Origin of the sequence: Duganella sp. S19_KUP01_CR8, assembly GCF_036688705.1 — a bacterium.
GTDB lineage: Bacteria > Pseudomonadota > Gammaproteobacteria > Burkholderiales > Burkholderiaceae_D > Rugamonas.
Window position 1 is genome coordinate 89,463 of record NZ_JAQQPR010000013.1, and the last position, 19,207, is coordinate 108,669.

Consider the following 19,207-nt stretch of genomic DNA (forward strand, 5'->3'; position numbering starts at 1 on the left):
CTGGGGGAGCGGTGCTCCCTTCAGGCTGAAACACCCTTATGATCGATCTCGGTCTTACCAAACTTGCTGTGATCGGCGTGGTTGCGCTGGTCGTCATCGGTCCTGAAAAGCTGCCCAAGGTAGCGCGCATGGCCGGGACGCTGTACGGCCGCGCCCAACGCTACCTGAACGAAGTCAAAACCGAAGTCTCGCGCGAAATCGAACTGGAAGAGTTGAAAAACCTCCAGAAGGAAGTGCAGGCGGCGGCCGAGAGCGTGAAGGCGGATGTCGAAAGCTCGATGTCGCAGCACGCGGCCGAGGTGGAAAACGCCTGGCACGACACGCCGACCATCCATTCGCCGACCATCAGCAGCGCCACCACCGACGACCTGTCGCGCAAGGCGCGCGAATTCCGCCGCAAGAAGCTGGTGCGCAATTCGGCCATCCCCGGCTGGTACAAGCAGCGTCACGGCGGCAAGATGCACGTGACCTCCGGCGCCGCGCGCGTGGCGCGCTTCCGTCCCGGCAGCAACTCCTCTTCTTCGTTCTACTAAATGACTACACCTGAAAAGGGCGAAGAGACCTTTATCTCTCACCTGATCGAATTGCGCGACCGTCTGGTCAAGGCGTCGATCGGGATTGCCATCGTCTGCATCGCGCTGATGATCTGGCCTGGCCCGTCGCAGATCTACGATTTCATCGCGCGGCCGATGATCGCCTCGCTGCCGGTCGGCTCGAAGATGATCGCCACCGGCGTGATCTCGCCCTTCCTGGTGCCGATGAAGGTGACGCTGGTGATTTCCATCATCCTGTCGCTGCCGTGGGTGCTGTACCAGCTGTGGGCCTTCGTGGCGCCCGGTTTGTACGCGCATGAGAAGCGCCTGATCGCGCCGCTGGTGATTTCGTCGTCGGTGCTATTCATGTCCGGCGTGGCGTTCTGCTACTTCCTGGTGTTTGGACGGGTGTTCCAGTTCATCGCCGAGTTTTCGCCGCAGTCGATCGCGGTGACGCCGGATATCGAGAACTACCTGGATTTCGTCATGTCGATGTGCTTGGCGTTTGGCGCGACCTTCGAGGTGCCGGTGGTGGTGGTGATTTTGGTGCGTATGGGTCTGGTGACGGTGGCCAAGCTGAAAGAGATACGGCCTTACGCCATCGTGGGCGCCTTCGTGATTGCCGCGATCGTCACGCCGCCGGATGCGGTCAGCATGTTCTCGCTGGCGGTTCCGATGTGCCTGCTGTTCGAGCTGGGCCTGCTGGTAGCGCCGATGTTTGTGCGTATATCGACGGCGCCGGAAGAGAAGGCCTGATCTTCTGGCTATGGCAGCCGGGCTAGCAGATGCAGCAACATGCCGATCGTAACGGCATGTAGCACCATTGAAATGCCAAGCATCCAGAATACTGTGGTGAATCGCGCATCGACTCTGATTTTGAGAATCTCGACATCGCGCTTCAGGATTTCCGTATCATGTTTTTGGATTTCCATGCGGGCGATGAGATCTGCCCTGAGAAGAACGAGCTCAGCAGGTGCGACGGTCGCTTCCGACAACGCCTCGCTCAATGCCTGCGCTTGTGCCGATGCTTGATCGCGCGACATTCCGGCTTCTACAAGTTTCCTAGCGTATTCAAGAGTGTCGAATTTAATAGGCATGTTCATGACCGCTCCCCGATTTAATCGTAGCAGAAACCGGCCCGAATGCGAGCCGGCTCACTAGCGTATCGAATCAATGGATGAGTCGTTTGCGCGCACTCAAGTGCGCGCAAACCCATGCCGTCCTACTGCGTCATCAAGCCCTTGATCACGCGCACCGGCGCGCTGCCGTAGCTCAGGAATTGCTCGTGGAATTCCTTCAGGTTGAACTTCGCGCCCAGCTGCTGCTTGCGCTGCTCGCGCAGTTCCATGATCTCGCTGTAGCCGCTGAAATAGCTGGTCAGCTGCACCGACGACACCTGCACCCGATGCCATTTCTCAACGGCTTCGCTGCGCGTCTGGAAGGCCTGGCGCGTCAGCAGGTCGATCGCCTGCTCTTCGGTCATGCCCAGCACATGCACGCTGTAATCGAGGATGGTGTTGGTCACGCTGCGCAGGTTCCACTTCGAATACATCAGCCACATCTCCGGCGCGTTGTCGCCGTAGCCCGACTCCAGCATCATGCGCTCGCCGTACACCGCCCAGCCCTCCACCATCGCGCCATTGCCGAAGATGGATTTGACGATCGACGGCGACTTGTTCGCATACACCAGCTGCGCGTAGTGCCCCGGTATCGCCTCATGAATATTCAGGATCTGCAGGATCCAGTGGTTGTACTCGCGCAGGCTGCTCTCGGCCGCTTCCGGCGTCGCGCCATCGAGCGGCGTCACGTTGTAGTAGGTGCGGTCCTGCGGACGATACGGTCCCGGCGCATCGATGCTGGCGCCCGCCACGCCGGCCTGGTAGGCAGGCGTCGCCCGTACTTCCAGCTGCTTCTTCGGATCCAGCGTCAGCAGGTTGTGGCTGATCACCCAGTCCTGCAACACCGGCACCTGGCGGCGGATCTCGGCGAAGAAATCCTCGCGCTTCACGTGGCGCTCGGACAGCTTGTCGATCACCTTGCCGATCTTGGCAAAACGGTCGGCCGGCTTGGCGGTGGAACCCATGGTCTTGTCCCACAGCTCGTCCGAGATGCGCTCCATATTGGCCAGCAGCTCTTCGCGCGCGGCCAGCGCCTTCTGGTAGGTCTGCTCGGCGGTGCTGCCGGACTGGATGTCGAAGGCGAATTTTTTCTCGTACAGCTCTTTGCCCAAGCGGAAGGTACGGCGGCCGCTGGTATCCATCTGCTTGTCCATCTCGCTCAGGAAGGCCACATAGCCGTCGACAGCGGTCAGCGCCGCATTGACGCGCTGGGTGAACTGCTGCTTCTCCACCGGCGTCAGGATCGACGCCTGCGCCGCCTTGTCCACCTCGGTCAGCAGCGTTTGCACACCGGGCGCCTGCGCGATCGCCAGGCGCGTGTGCTCGCGCGTCGGATTGACGATGTTGGCGCGCGCCGCCTCGTAGTAAGCCGGGATGCCGGCGATGCGCTTGAGCAGCGTGCGCAGGCGCTGCGGCTGGGCCGCGTATTCGGTGTTCAGGATCAGGTCGATCGGACCGGCCACGTTGTAGCTGGCCGGGTTCCACTCGTATTCCTTCAAGGTGGTCAGGCGGAAGCGGTCGCTGTCGAGCTTGTTGATCAGCAGCGCCAGGTCGGTGCGCTGCTTGGCCGACAGCTGGCTGGCGTTGATCGCGCCGAAGCGCTGCTTCCACTCGTCGATGAAGGCCAGTTCCTTGGCCTGGCCTGCCTTGTCGGGGATGGCCAGCGTGGCGGCGGTATCGTACTTGCCGGCGTAGATCGCGCTTTCCGAATCGATGCGCCACAGCGCGTTGAGGAACTGGCTGCTCTGGCCGTCGAAGGAACGGTCCTGGCGGCGCTCAGGCGTGCCGGACGGCTTCAGCGAAGGCGCGGCGACGGCGGCCACTGCGGCGCCGGCAGCGACGGCTTTTGCCTTGCCGTGCTTGCTGCTGCTTTGAGTGCTGGCTTTACTGTTGCCTTTGCTGCTGGCTTTAGCGCTCTTGCCGGACTTGCCACTTTTCGCGTGGGCCGCGTGGCTGCTGCTCTTGCCGCTGCTCTTGGCCGAGGTATGGGTTGTCTTGTGGTGCGTGGTGGCGCCGGCTGGTGCGACGGCGAGCGTCGTCATCAATACAGCCAGTGCGATATTTGTCTTGATCATCTTGAACAGCCTTGTCGATAAAGTGGCCCGGCGTACCGGGCCGAAGCGGAGGAGATTATCACTAATCCGCCGGTTTGAGCGCATCCGGTTTGTAACCGGACGGCTACTTTCGCATTCCTTCTTGCAGCATATTCAACATCTCGGAGGCCGACATGCGGCCCGACACGTCGCTGCCTTCCAGCAGGCTGTCGGCCAGGTCGCGCTTGTGCTGGTGCAGGTCGACGATGCCTTCCTCGATGGTATGGCGCGCCACCAGCCGGTAGATGGTCACCGGCCGCAGCTGGCCCATGCGGTGCGCGCGGTCCGAGGCCTGGTCTTCCACCGCCGGATTCCACCACGGGTCCATGTGGATCACGTAGTCGGCGGCGGTCAGGTTGATGCCGACGCCGCCAGCCTTCAGGCTGATGAGGAACACCTCGCCCTCGCCGGCCTGGAACAGGTCGACGCGCTTCTTGCGGTCGGCCATAGTCGTCGAGCCGTCCAGGTATTGATAGCTGATGTTGTTGGCGTCCAGGTGGGCGCGGATCAGCGACAGATGATCGACGAACTGGCTGAACACCAGCACTTTGTGGCGGTTCTCCAGCAAGCCTTCCAGCAAGTGCGCGAAGGCCGCCAGCTTGCTGCTGGCCAGGCCCAGTTCCGGCGCCACCAAATTCGGATTGCAGCAGGCGCGGCGCAGCCGCATGATCTCGGCCAGGATCTGGATCGATTTCTTCTCGGCCGGACCTTCGACGGCGGCCAGGTTTTCCAGCGCGGCGCGGCGCAGCGATTCGTACAGCGCCGTTTCGTCCGCCGACAGGTCGACTTCCATCGTGATCTCGGTGCGCGACGGCAGTTCGGTCAGCACCTGCGCCTTGGTCCGGCGCAGCATGAAGGGCTGGATCAAGCGCCGCAGGCGATTGCGCGCGCCCACTTCCGCGCGATGGTCCTGCGGCTTTTCGATCGGCGCCGCGAAGCGCAGGTTGAACTGCTCGATGCTGCCCAACAGGCCTGGATTGATGAAGCGGAACAGGTTCCACAACTCGCCCAGGTGGTTCTCCAGCGGCGTGCCGGTGGCGATCATGCGGAAGTCGCCCTTCAACGCCATCACGGCCTGCGAGCGCTTGGTGGCGCCGTTCTTGATCGCCTGCGCTTCGTCTAGCACGATGGTGTTCCACTGCACGCCGGCGAACAGCGCGGACTCCAGCTGCAGCAGGCCGTAGCTGGTCACCACCAGATCGTAGGGCTGCAAGGTGGCCATGGTCTCGGCACGGTCGCCGGGGCCGAACAGCTTCACGTTCAGGGTCGGCGCGAAGCGCGCGGCTTCGCTGATCCAGTTCATGCAGACGGAGGTCGGCGCCACCACCAAGGTCGGGCCTTGCGGTGCGCGCGACAGGATCAGCGCCAGCGCCTGCAGCGTTTTGCCCAGGCCCATATCGTCGGCCAGGCAGGCGCCCACGCCCCAGCTGGCGAGGCGCGACAGCCAGTTGAAGCCTTCCAGCTGGTAGTCGCGCAGCTCCGCTTGCAGAGTGGTCGGCAACTGCGGCACGAAGGCCGCCTGCGCTTCCATGCGCGCAAGATGCTCCTTCCACAGCTTGTCCGATTTCAGGCCGCCGATATCGTCGGCCAGTTCTTCCAGCGCGAACGACGCCAGCGGATGCACGCGCACGCCGTCTTCGGTGATCTCGCCGTAGACCGACACTTCCATCAGCCGGCGATGCAGTTCCTCGGTCAGTGCCAGGTAGCGGTTCTCGCCCAGCTCCACGAAGCGGCTCTGGCTCTTCTGCATCAGCTCCAGCAGCGTTTTCAGATCCATGACCTTGCCTTCATCGATCTGCAATTCGCCGCTGGCCGCGAACCAGTCCTTATTGCTCTTGATGGCCAGGCGCAGCTGCTTGGTCTCCACCTTGGCGGTCACGCGGAAGCTTTCGCCTTCCGGCCAGGCCAGCACGATGGTGTCCGGGTTCATCTCCTGAAGTTCGACCAGCAGTTGCAGGCACAGCGCCGGTTGGCCCAGCAGCCATTCGCCGTGTTCCTGCTCGGCCGATTCCAGCACCGGGCATTTGGCGATCAGTTCGCGCTCGGCGTCGCGTTCGTCGATCAGCTTGCGGCGCGCCTGTACCGGCTTGCCGTTGACGTCCGCGATCACGCTGTCGGCGCCGGCGCCGGGTGCGTAGTACGCGCCGTTGGCCAGCGGCCGCACCAGCACCTGCATCTTCAGGCCGTGCTGGTATGGCAGCAGGTGCAGGTGCAGGCGCATGTCGGCCTCCACCTGTTCCATGTCCGGCGCGGCGCCGCCGATTTCCGATTGCACCGTCACCAGCGAGGAGATGGAGCTGATCGCGTGCAGCACCTGCTGCTCCGCGTGGGCCGGCACGTTCAAGCCGTTGCCGACGATGGCGGCGATGCGGCGGTGCTCGTCGAGGATGGTGACCACGCGCAGGCGGGTCGGCGTCTCCTTGCTGACGATGACGGAGGAGCTGTCGTCCGGGATCGGCGGTTGCAGGCGCAGTTCCAGATTGCCGGGGCTTTTTTTGATCAGCAGTTCAGGCTCGCCGGCCAGCATCTCCACCCGCGTGTCCGGCGCATCGGCCCAGAACAGCAGCGGATGGCCGATCAGCGCCGACGCGGCGCGCTGTGGATCGATTTCGTATGCGAGGCCGCTGGACTGGTAGCTGCGGTGCGCCACCGAGATGGCCTCGGACGCGCGGATGTCCTGCGGCGTCAGGAAGTCGAACTGTTCGGCCTCGAAGCGCAATCGTTTCAGGCCGACGGCGCGGCCCTTGCTCCACAAGCCACGTGCATCGCGTTTCTGCTCGACCGGCGCGACGTCGGTCAGGCCGTGGCGGTTGTCGTAGTTCAGCATCCACACCAGGCGCGTGCTGCCGGCGGCATCGGCGGTGGCGGGCTGCTGCAGATTGATCAGCGCCGTCAGCTGCCGTTGCCATGCTTCCTGGCGCTCGAACCACACGCTCAAGTCTGGGTAGCCGAGGCGCGAACGCAGCGCGTTGGCGTGGCGCTGCTGTTCGACATCGCCCAGATGGCCCAGCAGGCAGGCTGCCTGCCCGGCGATGAACAGATAGCCGGCGCGCTCGGCGTTCTGCGCCAGCTCCTGCAGCTGCGCCTTGCGCTCGGACAGCTGGGGCAACGACAGCCAGAAATACAGCAGACACTGGAACATCTGCGTTTGCAGGCTGTTGTCCCATGCCAGCGCGGCGACGGCGTCGGTCTGCATGGTGCCGGCGCGGATCTGGCGCAGCATGTCGATTTGCTGGTGCACGGCGGTGTCGTGATTCTGCGGCATGCGCACGGCGATTTCGAGGTAGGCCTCGGCCGCCTTCAGGTGCTTGGCATCGCCGCTGCGCAGCATAGCCAGCAGGTACAGGTAGCCGGCCATGCCGCTGAACAGGTGCTTGCGTTTGCCGGTGTCGCGGCGCAGCGTCTTCAGCGCCGCGTCGAAGCCGACGATGGCTGCGCCGCTGGCGCCGCGCAGCAGCACCACCGCGCTGGCGAGGTACTGGCTTTGCGGGCCGGCGGTGCGTTCCAGGTAGCGCTTGGCGTCGTCCAGGCGGCCGCACAGCAGCGCATCCTCGGCCAGCGCCATGCGCAGCTCGGGGCTGATGTCGTCCTTGGCGGCCAGGCGGCGCTGCATGTGCTGCTCGCAAAATTCGCGGATCACCGGCACGGTCAGGAATTCATGCTGGGCGTTTTGCAGCAGCACCATCAGCACATCGTCTTGCAGCAGCGGATGCACGCGTGCCAGCATGCCCGGTTCGAAAGGACGGCCGAAGATGTCGACGATGGGATGCAGCTGCGCCGCTTCGTAGCTGCCCAGGCAGAACGCCAGTATCGGCTGGATCTGCTGCGGCGCCAGGCCGCGCAGGAGGCCCATGCGCAGGCGCGCCATGCCGGCGCGGTAGCTGCGCGGCTCGAAGCTGTTCCAGGTCTGGCGCATCGGTGTCAGCTCGTCGTAGGCGCTGCACAAGTCGTCCAGCGCGTGCGTGCCGATGGAGGCGCGCATCGCCGGCCAGCGCAGCTTGGGATTGCAGACAAAGCCGCGTCCCGTCACGATGCTGATGAAGGCCAGCCGTTCCAGCTTGCGCATCGATTCGTCCAGCGTGCCGACGCCGTAAGCGTTGCCGTCCTTGTCTTCGATGCGGGCGTGGTTCAGGTGATCGAGTATGGCCGTGCGTCCCACCGGCTCGCCGATCAGGGCGAGCAGCGCCAGTATCATTTTTTCGTTGAATTCTAGCGCGTCAAATTCGGCGAGCAGCTTAGCGTCGGCCATGCGGGGTCAGTCTTTCAGGTTATCGATGTGTACCGGCGGCGTGGCCGCCGGGTCGTGCAGGCCAAACATCCGCTGGTAGAAGTACAGCTCCGCCTCCAGCGTGCGGACGATGTTCTCGCCCTTGCGGAAGCCGTGGCCTTCGCCTTCCAGCGGCACGTAGGCCACCGGCACGCCGCGCGCCTTCAACGCGTCGACCATCATTTCGGACTGCTGCGGCGGCACCACCTTGTCGTCCAGGCCCTGGAAGAAGATCATCGGGCGCGCCAGCTTGTCGGTATGGTTGATCGGCGAGCGGGCCTGGTACAGCGCCTCGGCCTGCGGCTGCGGCGCGATCAGGTACTCATTGTAGTGCGATTCGAACTTGTGCGAGTCCTGGTCCAGGCCTTTGAGGTCCGACACGCCGTAGTAGCTGGCGCCCACCTTGAACACATTATGGAAGGTCAGCGCGCACAGCGTGGTCAGGCCGCCGGCGCTGCCGCCACGGATGATCAGGCGTTCGCCGTCGGCCAGGCCGCGTTCGACCAGCGCCTGCGCGCCCGCCACGCAGTCCTCGACATCGACGATGCCCCACTGGCCCTTGAGCAGGTCGCGGTAGGTGCGGCCGAAGCCGGTGCTGCCGCCGTAGTTCACATCCAGCACGCCGAAGCCGCGGCTGGTCCAGAACTGGGTCTTCAGGTTCAGCGTGTTGACGGTCATGCCGGTCGGGCCGCCGTGGCTGATGACGATCACCGGCGGCTTGCTGCCCTCGGGCGCCGCCGCGTCGCGGTTGCGCGGCGGGTAGAAGAAGGCGTGCGAGGTACGGCCGTTGGCGCTCGGGTAGCTGATGCTGGTGGGAATGGACAGGTAGTCTTCCTCCGGCAGTTCCTCGATCGACTGCGCCAGGATCTCCACGCCCTCCTCGGTGAAGTCGATGCGCGCCAGTTCCATCGGGATGGTTGGGCCGCCGGCCAGCATGGCGATGTAGCCTTTGGCCACGCGCAGTTCGCGGATCTCCTCGTAGGGATTTGCGATCGCTTCCAGCTTGCCGCTGCCCGGCAGCAGGCGCGCCAGGCGGCTCACGCCCTTGTCGATGTAGGTGCAGATGATTTCGGAGGCCGAGCGGAAGCCGTACATCGAGTTGCCGAAGGTCCAATGCGGCGAGGCGAATTCCGCCTCCATCGGACACAGGCCCTCGGTGCGATCGCGTTCGCGGCACAGGCGGTACAGGTTCCACCAGCCGCTGCGGTCGGAGACGAAGTGCAGCAGGCCGTCCGGCGACCATTCGGGCTGGCACACCGATTCCTCGGCGCCGCCGGCGATGCGCACCGGCGCGGCCAGCGCGCCATCGTCGCCGATATCGGCCAGCCACAGGGTGGTGCCCTGCCATGGCATGCGCGGGTGGTCCCAGCTCAGCCAGGCCAGCGAGCGGCCGTCCGGCGACAGGCGCGGCGACGAGTAGAAGTCGGCGCCTTGCGCCAGCACGGTCTCGCCGCCGTCGGCGTCGATGGCGCAGATGGTGTTGATTGGCTGGGCGTGGGCGTCGCCCGCGTCATCCCGATGCAGCTCGCGCACGCCGATCAGGCGTCCGCGCGCGCGGTCGACCACGAAGTCGGCGAAGCGCTGCTTGCCGGCCCGGGTCAGCGCCACGGGAGCCGCGCCGTCGTCGGCTACATCAAGTTTGTAGACGACGTTGTCGGCAAAATGCGAAAAATAGATGGTATCGCCGTCCACCGTATAGGCGCCGCCGCCGTATTCGTGTACCCGGCTGCGCACATTGAAGGGGGCTGGAGTCAGTTCGCCGGTGGTCACGCCGTGGTGGCGCAGCAGGGTGTTGCGGCCCGCTTCGGCGGCGCGGCCGGCCAGCCAGAAGATATCGCTGCCATCGGCGCCGCCCAGCATCAGCGTGGACAGGGGCGTGGCGCCGGCGGCCACGCGCGCGGCGCTGATGGTCGATGGCCAGGCGCCGTAGGGCGCGGTAATAGGGCTCATTTTCAATTCAGCTGATGTCATGGCGTCTCCAAAGTCGGGTGCTACGCATGATAGTGAAGGAACGGACTATCATCCAGCAAAAAAAATCCGCGCAGGATGCGATAATAGTCTTTTGACCGATTTCGATTGCCTTCCATGCCACAATTTGCCCCGCTCCAGAATGACACCTTCTTGCGCGCGTTGTTGCGCCAGCCGACCGACCACACGCCTGTGTGGCTGATGCGCCAGGCGGGGCGATACCTGCCGGAATACCGCGCCACGCGCGCGAAGGCCGGCTCCTTCATGGGCCTGGCCACCAATCCGGACTACGCCACCGAAGTCACCCTGCAGCCGCTGGACCGCTTCCCGCTGGACGCTGCCATCCTGTTCTCGGACATCCTGACGGTGCCGGACGCGATGGGCCTGGGCCTGTACTTCGTCGAAGGCGAAGGCCCGAAATTCGAGCGTCCGCTGAAAACCGAGGCCGACGTGCTGGCCCTGCGCGCGCCGGAACTGGGCTCGCTGGACTATGTGTTCAAGGCCGTGACCCAGATCCGCACCGAATTGAACGGCCGCGTGCCGCTGATCGGCTTCTCCGGTAGCCCGTGGACGCTGGCCTGTTATATGGTCGAAGGCCAGGGCTCGCGCGAGTTCCATACCATCAAGAAGATGCTGTACAACCGCCCGGACCTGATGCACCACATCCTGGCTATCAACGCCAAGGCGGTGGCCGAGTACCTGAACGCCCAGATCGACGCCGGCGCCCAGGCGGTGATGGTGTTCGACTCGTGGGGCGGTGCGCTGGCGGATGGCGCCTACCAGGAGTTCTCGCTGAAATACATGCAGCAGGTGGTTTCCCTGCTGAAACGTGACAAAGACGGCGTCAAGATTCCTGCCATCGTCTTCACCAAGGGCGGCGGCCAGTGGATCGAGCAGATCGCCGACATCGGCGCCGATGCGGTCGGCCTGGACTGGACCGTCAACCTGACCCAGGCGCGTAAGCTGGTCGGCCACAAGGTCGGCCTGCAGGGCAACCTGGACCCGGCCATCCTGTTCGCCAGCCCGGACCAGATCCGCGCCGAAGTGCACAAGGTACTCGACGCCTACGGCAAGCCGACCGACGGCAATGGCCACGTGTTCAACCTGGGCCACGGCATTTCCCAGTTCACGCCGCCGGAGAACGTCGCCGCCATGGTCGAAGCCGTTCACAGCCACAGCAAGGCCCAGCGCGCGGCTTGATGTAGTTTCCCAAAACCCCCATCAGCCTGAACGCGCTCAAGATCGCGCTCAGTGCGGATGGGGGTTTTTTCATTGGTGTTTACGGCTCAGTAAAACCGACTTATGCACAATTTTTTTAACTGCGGAAATATTAGGCAGTGCTTTTTTTCTAGCCCGTGACGGCATCGCAAGTCATTGATTATGAAGGATAAAATTTGTGGTCGAAGAGGCAATACATGGCAAGTCGTAAACCTTGACTGACGGCTGAAACTAGTTTATTTCATCATTGTCCACAAAGTTATCCACAAAAACTGTGGATAAAAAATAAAAGTACTTAGTAAACCGTGACTTAGCCATAATGTTGCTGTTTTGCCTGAGGTTTATGTTGCGTTGCACTATTTTTAGGCAAAGTTTAGGCCGTGATAACGAAGTTGTGAACAGACAAACCTTATACATAAGGTATGTCCAATGCAGTCCACTGGAAGTAGCGTATTGTGCTTTGCAATATCGGTGGATAAGTTCTAAAAAATGCTTGATTTCGTCAAAAAATGCATCCTAAATACTTCACTTATGCACAGCGGCGGAGAAAAAACACGAATTTTTCTTCTCCTAGGAAGCATTTTCCAAGTGATTGATTTTAAAGAGAAATAATTTTGAATTTTTGCCCGGTTTACGACGATGCCAAGCCAGAAGTCTATGCTTTCCGGGGATTAAGATTCCTTTGTCCACAAAGTTATCCACAAAAACTGTGGATACTTCAAAGCGCCCCAGTGAGGGCGGTATTTGCGCCCAATTGCCGCAAGAATTTTCTACTGTGACGGGATCTATGCAGGGCCTTTTCCACCATTGCATCCTTCAGATTGCGCTTGATACGCCGCTGAACGCGATTTTCGACTACCGCTGGCATTGCGACGCGGCGGAGCAGCCGCAGGTCGGCCAGCTGGCGCTGGTGCCGTTCGGCCGCCGCGAGGTGATGGGCTTGATCGTCGGCGTGGCGGCCGAGACCGATGTGCCGGCCGAAAAGCTGAAGGACGCGCTGGCCGTGCGCAGCCAGCTGGGGCCGCTGTCGCCGGAATGGCTGGCGCTGGCCGGCTTTGCCGCCGACTATTACCAGCGTCCGCTGGGCGAGGTGGCGCTGCCGGGGCTGCCGAAGAATCTGCGTGTGCTGACCACGGTGGCGCTGGACCGGGCGCTGAAGAAGCTGGCCAAGCTGGACGCGCCGCATGACGGCACGCCGCTGAATATGCCTCAACTCAATCCATCGCAGCAGGAGGCGGCGGACGCCATCGGTGGCGCTGCGGGTTTCAAGCCTACCTTGCTGTACGGCGTCACCGGCAGCGGCAAGACCGAGGTCTACCTGCAATCCTGCGCGCAGGTGCTGGAACGCGAGCCGGACGCGCAGATCCTGATCCTGGTGCCGGAAATCAACCTGACGCCCCAGCTGGAAGGCAATATCCGCGCGCGCTTCCCCGGCGTGATGCTGGCGACTCTGCACAGCAGCCTGTCCGAAGGCGAGCGCATGCTGCACTGGCTAGCCGCGCACCAGGGCAAGGCGCGCATCGTGCTGGGCACGCGGCTGGCGATCCTGGCCTCGCTGCCCAACCTCAAGCTGATCGTCATCGACGAAGAGCACGATCCCTCGTACAAGCAGCAGGAAGGCCTGCGCTACTCGGCGCGCGACCTGGCCGTGTGGCGCGCCTGGCAGCTGGGCATCCCCATCGTGCTGGGCTCGGCCACGCCGTCGCTGGAGAGCTGGCATCACGCCCAGTCCGGCCGCTACCGCAAGCTGGAGCTGCGCGAGCGGGCCGTCAAGAACGCCGTGCTGCCGCAAGTGAAGCTGCTGGACATGGAGCGCGACAAGCCCAAGGACGGGTTGACGTCCCATTTGATCGCGGCGATCAAGCAGCGCATGGAGCGCGGCGAGCAGTCGCTGTTGTTCCTGAACCGGCGTGGTTATGCGCCGGTGATCTGCTGCGAATCCTGCGGCTGGATCAGCGAGTGCACGCGCTGCACCTCGTTCATGGTGCTGCACCGTCCCGAGCATCGGCTGCGCTGCCACCATTGCAGCCTGGAGATGCGCATCCCGCGCCATTGCCCGACCTGCGGCAACGTCGACCTGCAACCGCTGGGACGCGGCACGCAGCGCGTGGAGGAAGGCCTGCAGGCCATGTTCCCGGAGGCGCGGGTGCTGCGCATCGACGCCGATTCCACCCGTAAGAAGGGGAGCGCGCAGGCCGCGTTCGACACCGTGCACCGGGGCGAGGTCGATATCCTGATCGGCACGCAGATGGTGGCCAAGGGGCACGATTTTAAGAAGTTGACGCTGGTCGGCATCCTGAACCCGGATACGGCGTTGTTTTCGCAGGACTACCGCGCCAGTGAGCGCCTGTTCGCGCAATTGATGCAGGTGGCGGGCCGCGCCGGCCGCTCCGCCCAGACCGAAGGCGGCAGTGCCAGCGAGGTGCTGATCCAGACCCGTTACCCGCAGCATCCGCTGTACGACGCGGTGGTGCGCCATGATTACGACCACTTCGCCTCGGCCTTGCTGGAGGAGCGCGAGCAAGCCGCCTTGCCGCCCTATCTGTACCAGGCGCTGCTGCGCGCCGAGGCGCCGGAGCTGGCCACGGCCATTGAATTCCTGACCATCGCCCGCGATTGCGTCGAGCATCCGGGCATCACGATCAACGATCCCATCCCGATGAGCATGACGCGGGTGCACAACGTCGACCGCGCCCAGTTGCTGGTGGAGTCGCCATCGAGGCCCATGTTACAAGCGTTTCTGCGAGAGTGGCTACTCACTCTGCGGGAAATGAAGAGCCGCGTGAAGTGGTCGCTGGAAGTCGATCCGCTGGATATTTAAAGCAAGAAACGCTGGGCGGTGGCGACGATCTGCTCGGTCAGCGCGCGGGTGAACGGCGTGTCGAGGTTCCACGCATGCCAGTTCAGCGCCACGTCGACGTGGTGGCCGGGCGCCAGGTCGACCAGGCGGTCGCTGGCCAGCGCGCCGGATACCTGGATCAGCGGCATCAGGCCGTACGCCAGGCTGCCGTAGATGCACTCGGTGGTGGCGGCCGACTGCGGCATGGTGTGGTGCGGATACGGGCCGTTCAGTTCCAGCACCGTGTGCAGGAAGCCGGTCATCATGTCCTGGTCGCTGACCACGGCGGGCGCCAGCCGCGCCGCATCCAGCGAGAATCCGTCGCCGAACCAGTGGCCGGCAAACGCCGGCGTGGCTACGCACACGTAGCGCATCTTGCCCAGCGGCGTGACGTCCGGCCCGTTGGCGTGCTGATCCGGGTGCTCCTGGGCCACGGCGATGCTGCCGAACACGCTGCCTTCCTGCACCAGGTGCAGCGCCATCCGCTGGTCGGCCAGTTGCACCTTCAGCTGGCAACGCGGCGGCGACAGCAGGGGCTGCAAACTCGTGGGGAACCAGGTCGCCAGGCTGGCCGCGTCGACCGCCAGCGCGATCTCCGGCATGCTCACCTTGTGACCCAGATCAATGTCGAGCGACGCTTCCATCAGCCGGACGTTGCGATGGTGCGACACCAGCCGCTGGCCCAGGCCGGTCGGCACGGCAGGCTGGCCGCGCACGATCAACAGGCGGCCGGCGGCATCCTCCAGCGCCTTGATGCGTTGGGAAACGGCGGATTGGCTGATGCCCAGCGCCAAAGCGGCTTTTTCAAAGCTGCCCTGACTGGCAACGGCGTCCAGCACGGCCAGTGCGCGGTAGTCGAGTGATCCCATAAGCTGTACTTATATAAATTGGAAACGATAAGTGATACTAATACTCTTTTGCTTTGAAGTAAAATTCGATTACACCTATCGTGCGCGGTAAGCTTGCTTTTTGGCCGGAGATGCCGTCCGGCCAAACGGTGTAGACTCTGGAAAATGAAAACGCTACGCACCGAAGTCGCCGTCATCGGCGCCGGCACCGCCGGCATGACCGCCTACCGCGCCGCCACCACCGGCGGCAAGAAAACCCTGCTGATCGAATCCAACGTCTACGGCACCACCTGCGCCCGCGTCGGCTGCATGCCGAGCAAATTGCTGATCGCGGCGGCCGAGGCGGCCCACGCGCTGCACGCGGCGCCGGCCTTCGGCGTGCATCCGGGCCAGGTCCGCATCGACGGCAAGGCGGTGATGGCACGCGTGCGCAGCGAACGGGACCGGTTTGTCGGCTTCGTCGTCGAGAGCGTCGACGGCTATCCGGCCGAGGACAAGATCCACGGCCACGCGCGCTTCCTCAGCGCGACCCAGCTGCAAATCGACGACCACACGCTGATCGAGGCGGAGCGCTTCGTCATCGCCACCGGTTCCACGCCCATCGTGCCGGACGAATGGCGCGCGGCCGGCCCGCGCGTGATCACCAGCGACGACGTGTTTTACTGGGACGACCTGCCGGCCTCGATCGCCGTGGCCGGCACCGGCGTCATCGGCCTGGAGCTGGGCCAGGCGCTGGCGCGGCTGGGCGTGCGCGTGACCGTGTTCGGCCGTGGCGGCAGCGTCGCCCAGCTCAGCGACCCGGACGTGCTGGACGTGGCGCGCCGCGCCATGGCCGATGAGCTCGACGTGCGCTTCAAAACCAAGGTGGTGCGCGTGGTGCAGGAGGGCGACGGCCTGGCCGTCACCAGCGAGGACGGCGACGGTGTGCAGCGTACCGAGCAGTTCAGCTACCTGCTGTCGGCCATCGGCCGGCGCCCGAACGTGCACAAGCTGGGCCTGGAAAACACCGGGCTGGAGCGTGACCATCACGGCATTCCGCTGTACGACCAGCAGACCATGCAGTGCGGCAGTAGCCCCATCTTCATCGCCGGCGACGCCGACAACGAACGGCCGCAACTGCCGGAAGCGGCCGACCAGGGCCGCATCGCCGGCGACAACGCGGCGCGCTACCCGGCCGTGCAGCCCGGCCTGCGCCGCACGCCGCTGACCATCGCCTTCACCGAGCCGCAGATCGCCACCCTGGGTGCCAGCTACGAGGAGTTGTGCGCGTCGTACGCTGGCCGCTTCTCGGTCGGCAAGGTGTCGTTTGAAAACCAGGGCCGCAGCCGCGTGATGTTGCAAAACAAGGGCATGCTGCGGGTGTACGCCGAACACGCCACCGGCCGCTTCCTGGGCGCCGAGATGATCGGTCCCCGTGCCGAGCACATCGGCCACCTGCTGTCCTGGGCCTGCCAGGCCGGGCTGACCGTCAGCGCCATGCTGGACATGCCCTTCTACCATCCGGTGGTGGAGGAAGGCGTGCGCACCGCCCTGCGCGACCTGGCGCACCAGCTGGCCACCGCCCCGGCCTACGATTGCGGCTGCATCGACTGCACGCCCGCGCCCTAAAATACAACAATCTCACACATTCTCACCGAAACACCGTATGCTGCTGGCTCGATGGTTTTTTATCAACGGCAATGAAGATACGTAAAGTCACGGCAGCCGATCTGAAGCTGGGCATGCTGATACCGTGGAATGTGTACGGCGAAAACGGCGCCCTGCTGGTCCGCAAGGGGCATATGATCGCCAGCGCCAACCAGATCGATTACCTGGTGGAGCGCGGCTCGTTCGAAGACCACAGCGGGCAGCATGAAGCATCCCGCGAACCGGACTCGGCACTGCGCAAGCTCAACGCCGCCGGCCTGGAGCTGCAAGCACTGTTGCAAGCCGTGTCGCGGCGCGCCGCGCCGCCGGACCTGCGCCGCCGCCTGGACGACGTGGCGCTGCTGGTCACCGATGCCGTGGCCGTCAATGTCGACGTGGCCGTTGCCACCATCCTGCACAACCAGCGCGCCGCGTCCTACGCCGTGCGGCATTGCATCGATACCGCTGTGGTGGTGCAGTTGCTGGCGAAGGCCAAGCAACTGTCACCGGAAGAGACCGCAAGCCTGACGCTGGCTGCGCTGACGATGAACGTCGCCATGCTGGAGCAACACCAGCGGCTGCAGGACAACCGCCTCGAACTCAGCGCCGCCGACCGCGCCGTGGTGCAAGCCCATCCCGAAGCGGGCGTGCAACTGCTGCGGCTGGCCGGCATCGCCGACCAGGCTTGGCTGGACTGCATCCTGCATCACCATGAAAACGAAGACGGCAGCGGCTATCCGCTGCGCAAGTCGGGCGCGCAGATTCCGCTGCTGGCGCGACTGCTGGCGCTGGCCGACCGCTATTGCGCCCGCGTGGCCGAGCGCGCCTGGCGCAAGACCATGACCCCGCACACCGCCCTGCGCGACCTGCTGCTGGAATCGAACGTGACGGTGGACGGCAACTTGGCCGCGCTGCTGATACGCGAGCTAGGCATTTATCCCATCGGTACCTATGTGCGTTTGATCAACGGTGAGATCGGCGTGGTGTCGCGCCGCGGCCTGCAATCGACCACGCCGCATGTGGAATCGGTGATCGGCCCGCGCGGCGCGCCGCTGGAGGTGTTCCTGCAACGCGATACGCGCGCCGAGATGCACGGCATCCGCGAGGTGCTCAGCCTTGCGCAGTTGGCCACGCTGCAGGCGCCGCCGCTGCGCATGGAACAGGTCTGGGGACGCAGCGCCGCCGTCTAGTCCAGACTAGTTCAGCAGCGCGTCCAGCCGGCCTTGCTGCGCCAGGTCGCGCAGCACGCGGATGGTGTCGATATCCGACTCCTGGTAGGCGGAGCGGCGGAAATCATCGTACATCGCGTTGGCGGCGTCGGTCGCCGCGTCGTGGCCGTCGTCGTACTGGAAGCGCACGTACAGCGTGTCGGCGGTCGGCGTTTCGATGGTCATCGTCAGACTGGACTGGCTGATGTCCTGCTGCGCCGCCACTTCGTAGCGCACCTGGCGCATCGGCTCCAATACCACGCGGTCTTCGATGACCAGCTTGCCGTAAGTCAGGCGGCGGCGGAAGCCGTTCTCGACGCGCTGGTCGATGACGCATTCGTCCAGGTGCGGCACGAACAGCTTCGGCGATTCGGCGCGCAGCACCAGGCCGCTCCACAGCTGCTTGAGGCTGAGCGCATCGATCAGCGGATTCAGCGGGTCGTTAATTTCAATTAAATGTTCGAATTTCATAGGGAAACCATATCCAGGGCAGGCGCACGTGCGCCTCATCCCCGCATGGTAACGCAAATGGCACGATCGCTACTGCGCCCGCTCAGGCGATGCCTTCATCCCAATAGGGTTCCGGCCCGAAGCGCCGGCTGAAGAAGTCGATGAAGGCCTGGCTCTTGGGCGGCAGGAAACGGCGGTTCAGGTAGACGGCGGAAATCATCGAATCGGTGGTCTGGTAGCCCGGCAACACCCGCACCAGCGCGCCGCTGCGCAACTGGTCCGCCACCAGCCAGGTCGATACCAGGCCGATGCCCAGCCCGGCGATGCCCGCGTCGCGCAGCGCCTCGCCGTTGTCGCTGCGGAAGCGGCCGCCCACGCGCAGCAGCAGCTCGCTGCCGTCGCGCTCGCGCAGCCGCCACGGGTTCATCGCGTTCAGCACCAGGCATTCGTGCTGCAACAGGTCGGACGGCTGCTGCGGCACGCCGCGCCGGCGCAGGTAGCCGGGCGAGGCGCACAACACCAGCTTGCTCGGCGCCAGCGGCCGCGCCACCAGCGCCGAATCGCGCAGCGGACCGATGCGGATGGCGACGTCGATGCCGTCCGCCGCCAGGTCGTGGGTGCTGTCGGACAGGCGCAGGTCCAGCTGCACGCCGGGGTGTTCGTCCAGGAATTGCGCCACCTCCGGCACGATGTACAGCCGGCCGAACGTCACCGAGGCCGCCACCCGCAGCAGGCCCTGCGGCTGGGCGTTGCCGTGGCCGACCGCCGCCGAGGCCTGCTCGGCCGCATCCAGCAGCGCCACGGCGCGTTCCAGGAACACTTCGCCGTCCTGCGTCACGGTGATCTGGCGCGTGGTCCGATGCAGCAGGCGCGCGCCCAGCTGCTTTTCCAGCTGCGCCATGCGGGTGCTGGACGCGGCCGGCGACAGGCCGAACTCGCGCCCGGCGGCGGACAGGTTGCGGGTCGCGCATACCCGCACAAACAGCGCCACGTCGGTCAGGTCCAGAGCCATTTTATTGATTTGATGAAGAATGATTTA

General features: G+C 64.3%; 13 protein-coding genes. 6 read left to right on the plus strand and 7 right to left on the minus strand.

The window, feature by feature from the left end:
• Nucleotides 1–38 precede the first annotated feature (38 nt).
• Nucleotides 39–533, plus strand: coding sequence for a Sec-independent protein translocase protein TatB (gene tatB / locus V6M89_RS14820; protein WP_332853876.1), 495 nt, complete (start codon nucleotides 39–41; stop codon nucleotides 531–533).
• Nucleotides 534–1,289 carry a twin-arginine translocase subunit TatC gene (gene tatC, locus V6M89_RS14825; RefSeq protein WP_332853878.1) on the plus strand — a complete coding sequence of 252 codons (756 nt, stop codon included), beginning with the start codon at nucleotides 534–536 and terminating at the stop codon, nucleotides 1,287–1,289.
• 8 nt (nucleotides 1,290–1,297) lie between these two features.
• Here the strand turns inward: tatC and V6M89_RS14830 are convergent, their stop codons facing one another.
• From V6M89_RS14830 to V6M89_RS14845, 4 genes are all read right to left on the minus strand, one after another.
• Nucleotides 1,298–1,636 (minus strand): hypothetical protein, encoded by a 339-nt coding sequence (locus tag V6M89_RS14830; RefSeq protein ID WP_332853879.1) that lies wholly within the window; start codon nucleotides 1,634–1,636, stop codon nucleotides 1,298–1,300.
• Between the two features lie 119 nt (nucleotides 1,637–1,755).
• The gene (locus V6M89_RS14835; RefSeq protein ID WP_332853880.1) at nucleotides 1,756–3,726 is read right to left on the minus strand and encodes a DUF885 domain-containing protein; all 1,971 of its coding nucleotides are present in this window, start codon (nucleotides 3,724–3,726) and stop codon (nucleotides 1,756–1,758) included.
• 103 nt (nucleotides 3,727–3,829) lie between these two features.
• Nucleotides 3,830–7,993, minus strand: coding sequence for a DEAD/DEAH box helicase (locus V6M89_RS14840; RefSeq protein ID WP_332853881.1), 4,164 nt, complete (start codon nucleotides 7,991–7,993; stop codon nucleotides 3,830–3,832).
• A 6-nt stretch (nucleotides 7,994–7,999) separates the two neighbouring features.
• Nucleotides 8,000–9,982 (minus strand): dipeptidyl-peptidase 5, encoded by a 1,983-nt coding sequence (locus V6M89_RS14845; RefSeq protein WP_332853882.1) that lies wholly within the window; start codon nucleotides 9,980–9,982, stop codon nucleotides 8,000–8,002.
• Between the two features lie 114 nt (nucleotides 9,983–10,096).
• On the opposite strand from V6M89_RS14845, the gene hemE reads away from it, so the two are divergent.
• On the plus strand, nucleotides 10,097–11,179 hold the full coding sequence (gene hemE / locus V6M89_RS14850) for a uroporphyrinogen decarboxylase (protein WP_332853883.1): 1,083 nt from the start codon (nucleotides 10,097–10,099) through the stop codon (nucleotides 11,177–11,179).
• 805 nt (nucleotides 11,180–11,984) lie between these two features.
• A complete protein-coding gene (locus tag V6M89_RS14855) occupies nucleotides 11,985–14,018 on the plus strand; it encodes a primosomal protein N' (protein ID WP_332853884.1) in 2,034 nt (677 codons plus the stop codon).
• On the opposite strand, the gene V6M89_RS14860 is transcribed toward V6M89_RS14855, so the two are convergent.
• Nucleotides 14,015–14,905, minus strand: coding sequence for an ArgP/LysG family DNA-binding transcriptional regulator (locus V6M89_RS14860; protein WP_332853885.1), 891 nt, complete (start codon nucleotides 14,903–14,905; stop codon nucleotides 14,015–14,017). The two genes, V6M89_RS14855 and V6M89_RS14860, sit on opposite strands and share 4 nt — an antisense overlap.
• Before the next feature lie 144 nt (nucleotides 14,906–15,049).
• Here V6M89_RS14860 and V6M89_RS14865 point away from each other — a divergent pair, with 144 nt between their 5' ends.
• Both V6M89_RS14865 and V6M89_RS14870 read left to right on the plus strand, forming a co-directional pair.
• Nucleotides 15,050–16,492 (plus strand): dihydrolipoyl dehydrogenase, encoded by a 1,443-nt coding sequence (locus V6M89_RS14865; protein WP_332853886.1) that lies wholly within the window; start codon nucleotides 15,050–15,052, stop codon nucleotides 16,490–16,492.
• Nucleotides 16,493–16,563: 71 nt separating this feature from the next.
• Nucleotides 16,564–17,700 carry an HD-GYP domain-containing protein gene (locus tag V6M89_RS14870; RefSeq protein ID WP_332853887.1) on the plus strand — a complete coding sequence of 379 codons (1,137 nt, stop codon included), beginning with the start codon at nucleotides 16,564–16,566 and terminating at the stop codon, nucleotides 17,698–17,700.
• A 6-nt stretch (nucleotides 17,701–17,706) separates the two neighbouring features.
• Here V6M89_RS14870 and V6M89_RS14875 read toward each other — a convergent pair whose 3' ends face one another.
• Both V6M89_RS14875 and V6M89_RS14880 read right to left on the minus strand, forming a co-directional pair.
• Nucleotides 17,707–18,189, minus strand: coding sequence for an SRPBCC family protein (locus V6M89_RS14875; protein WP_332853888.1), 483 nt, complete (start codon nucleotides 18,187–18,189; stop codon nucleotides 17,707–17,709).
• Between the two features lie 82 nt (nucleotides 18,190–18,271).
• On the minus strand, nucleotides 18,272–19,180 hold the full coding sequence (locus tag V6M89_RS14880; RefSeq protein WP_332853889.1) for a LysR family transcriptional regulator: 909 nt from the start codon (nucleotides 19,178–19,180) through the stop codon (nucleotides 18,272–18,274).
• Nucleotides 19,181–19,207: the final 27 nt, after the last annotated feature.

What these genes read in the sequence shown, in the direction of transcription:
- tatB (WP_332853876.1), top strand. Translation starts at nt 39, where the DNA reads ATGATCGATCTCGGTCTTACCAAACTTGCTGTGATCGGCGTGGTTGCG.
- tatC (WP_332853878.1), top strand. Translation starts at nt 534, where the DNA reads ATGACTACACCTGAAAAGGGCGAAGAGACCTTTATCTCTCACCTGATC.
- V6M89_RS14830 (WP_332853879.1), bottom strand. Translation starts at nt 1,636, where the DNA reads ATGAACATGCCTATTAAATTCGACACTCTTGAATACGCTAGGAAACTT.
- V6M89_RS14835 (WP_332853880.1), bottom strand. Translation starts at nt 3,726, where the DNA reads ATGATCAAGACAAATATCGCACTGGCTGTATTGATGACGACGCTCGCC.
- V6M89_RS14840 (WP_332853881.1), bottom strand. Translation starts at nt 7,993, where the DNA reads ATGGCCGACGCTAAGCTGCTCGCCGAATTTGACGCGCTAGAATTCAAC.
- V6M89_RS14845 (WP_332853882.1), bottom strand. Translation starts at nt 9,982, where the DNA reads ATGACATCAGCTGAATTGAAAATGAGCCCTATTACCGCGCCCTACGGC.
- hemE (WP_332853883.1), top strand. Translation starts at nt 10,097, where the DNA reads ATGCCACAATTTGCCCCGCTCCAGAATGACACCTTCTTGCGCGCGTTG.
- V6M89_RS14855 (WP_332853884.1), top strand. Translation starts at nt 11,985, where the DNA reads ATGCAGGGCCTTTTCCACCATTGCATCCTTCAGATTGCGCTTGATACG.
- V6M89_RS14860 (WP_332853885.1), bottom strand. Translation starts at nt 14,905, where the DNA reads ATGGGATCACTCGACTACCGCGCACTGGCCGTGCTGGACGCCGTTGCC.
- V6M89_RS14865 (WP_332853886.1), top strand. Translation starts at nt 15,050, where the DNA reads ATGAAAACGCTACGCACCGAAGTCGCCGTCATCGGCGCCGGCACCGCC.
- V6M89_RS14870 (WP_332853887.1), top strand. Translation starts at nt 16,564, where the DNA reads ATGAAGATACGTAAAGTCACGGCAGCCGATCTGAAGCTGGGCATGCTG.
- V6M89_RS14875 (WP_332853888.1), bottom strand. Translation starts at nt 18,189, where the DNA reads ATGAAATTCGAACATTTAATTGAAATTAACGACCCGCTGAATCCGCTG.
- V6M89_RS14880 (WP_332853889.1), bottom strand. Translation starts at nt 19,180, where the DNA reads ATGGCTCTGGACCTGACCGACGTGGCGCTGTTTGTGCGGGTATGCGCG.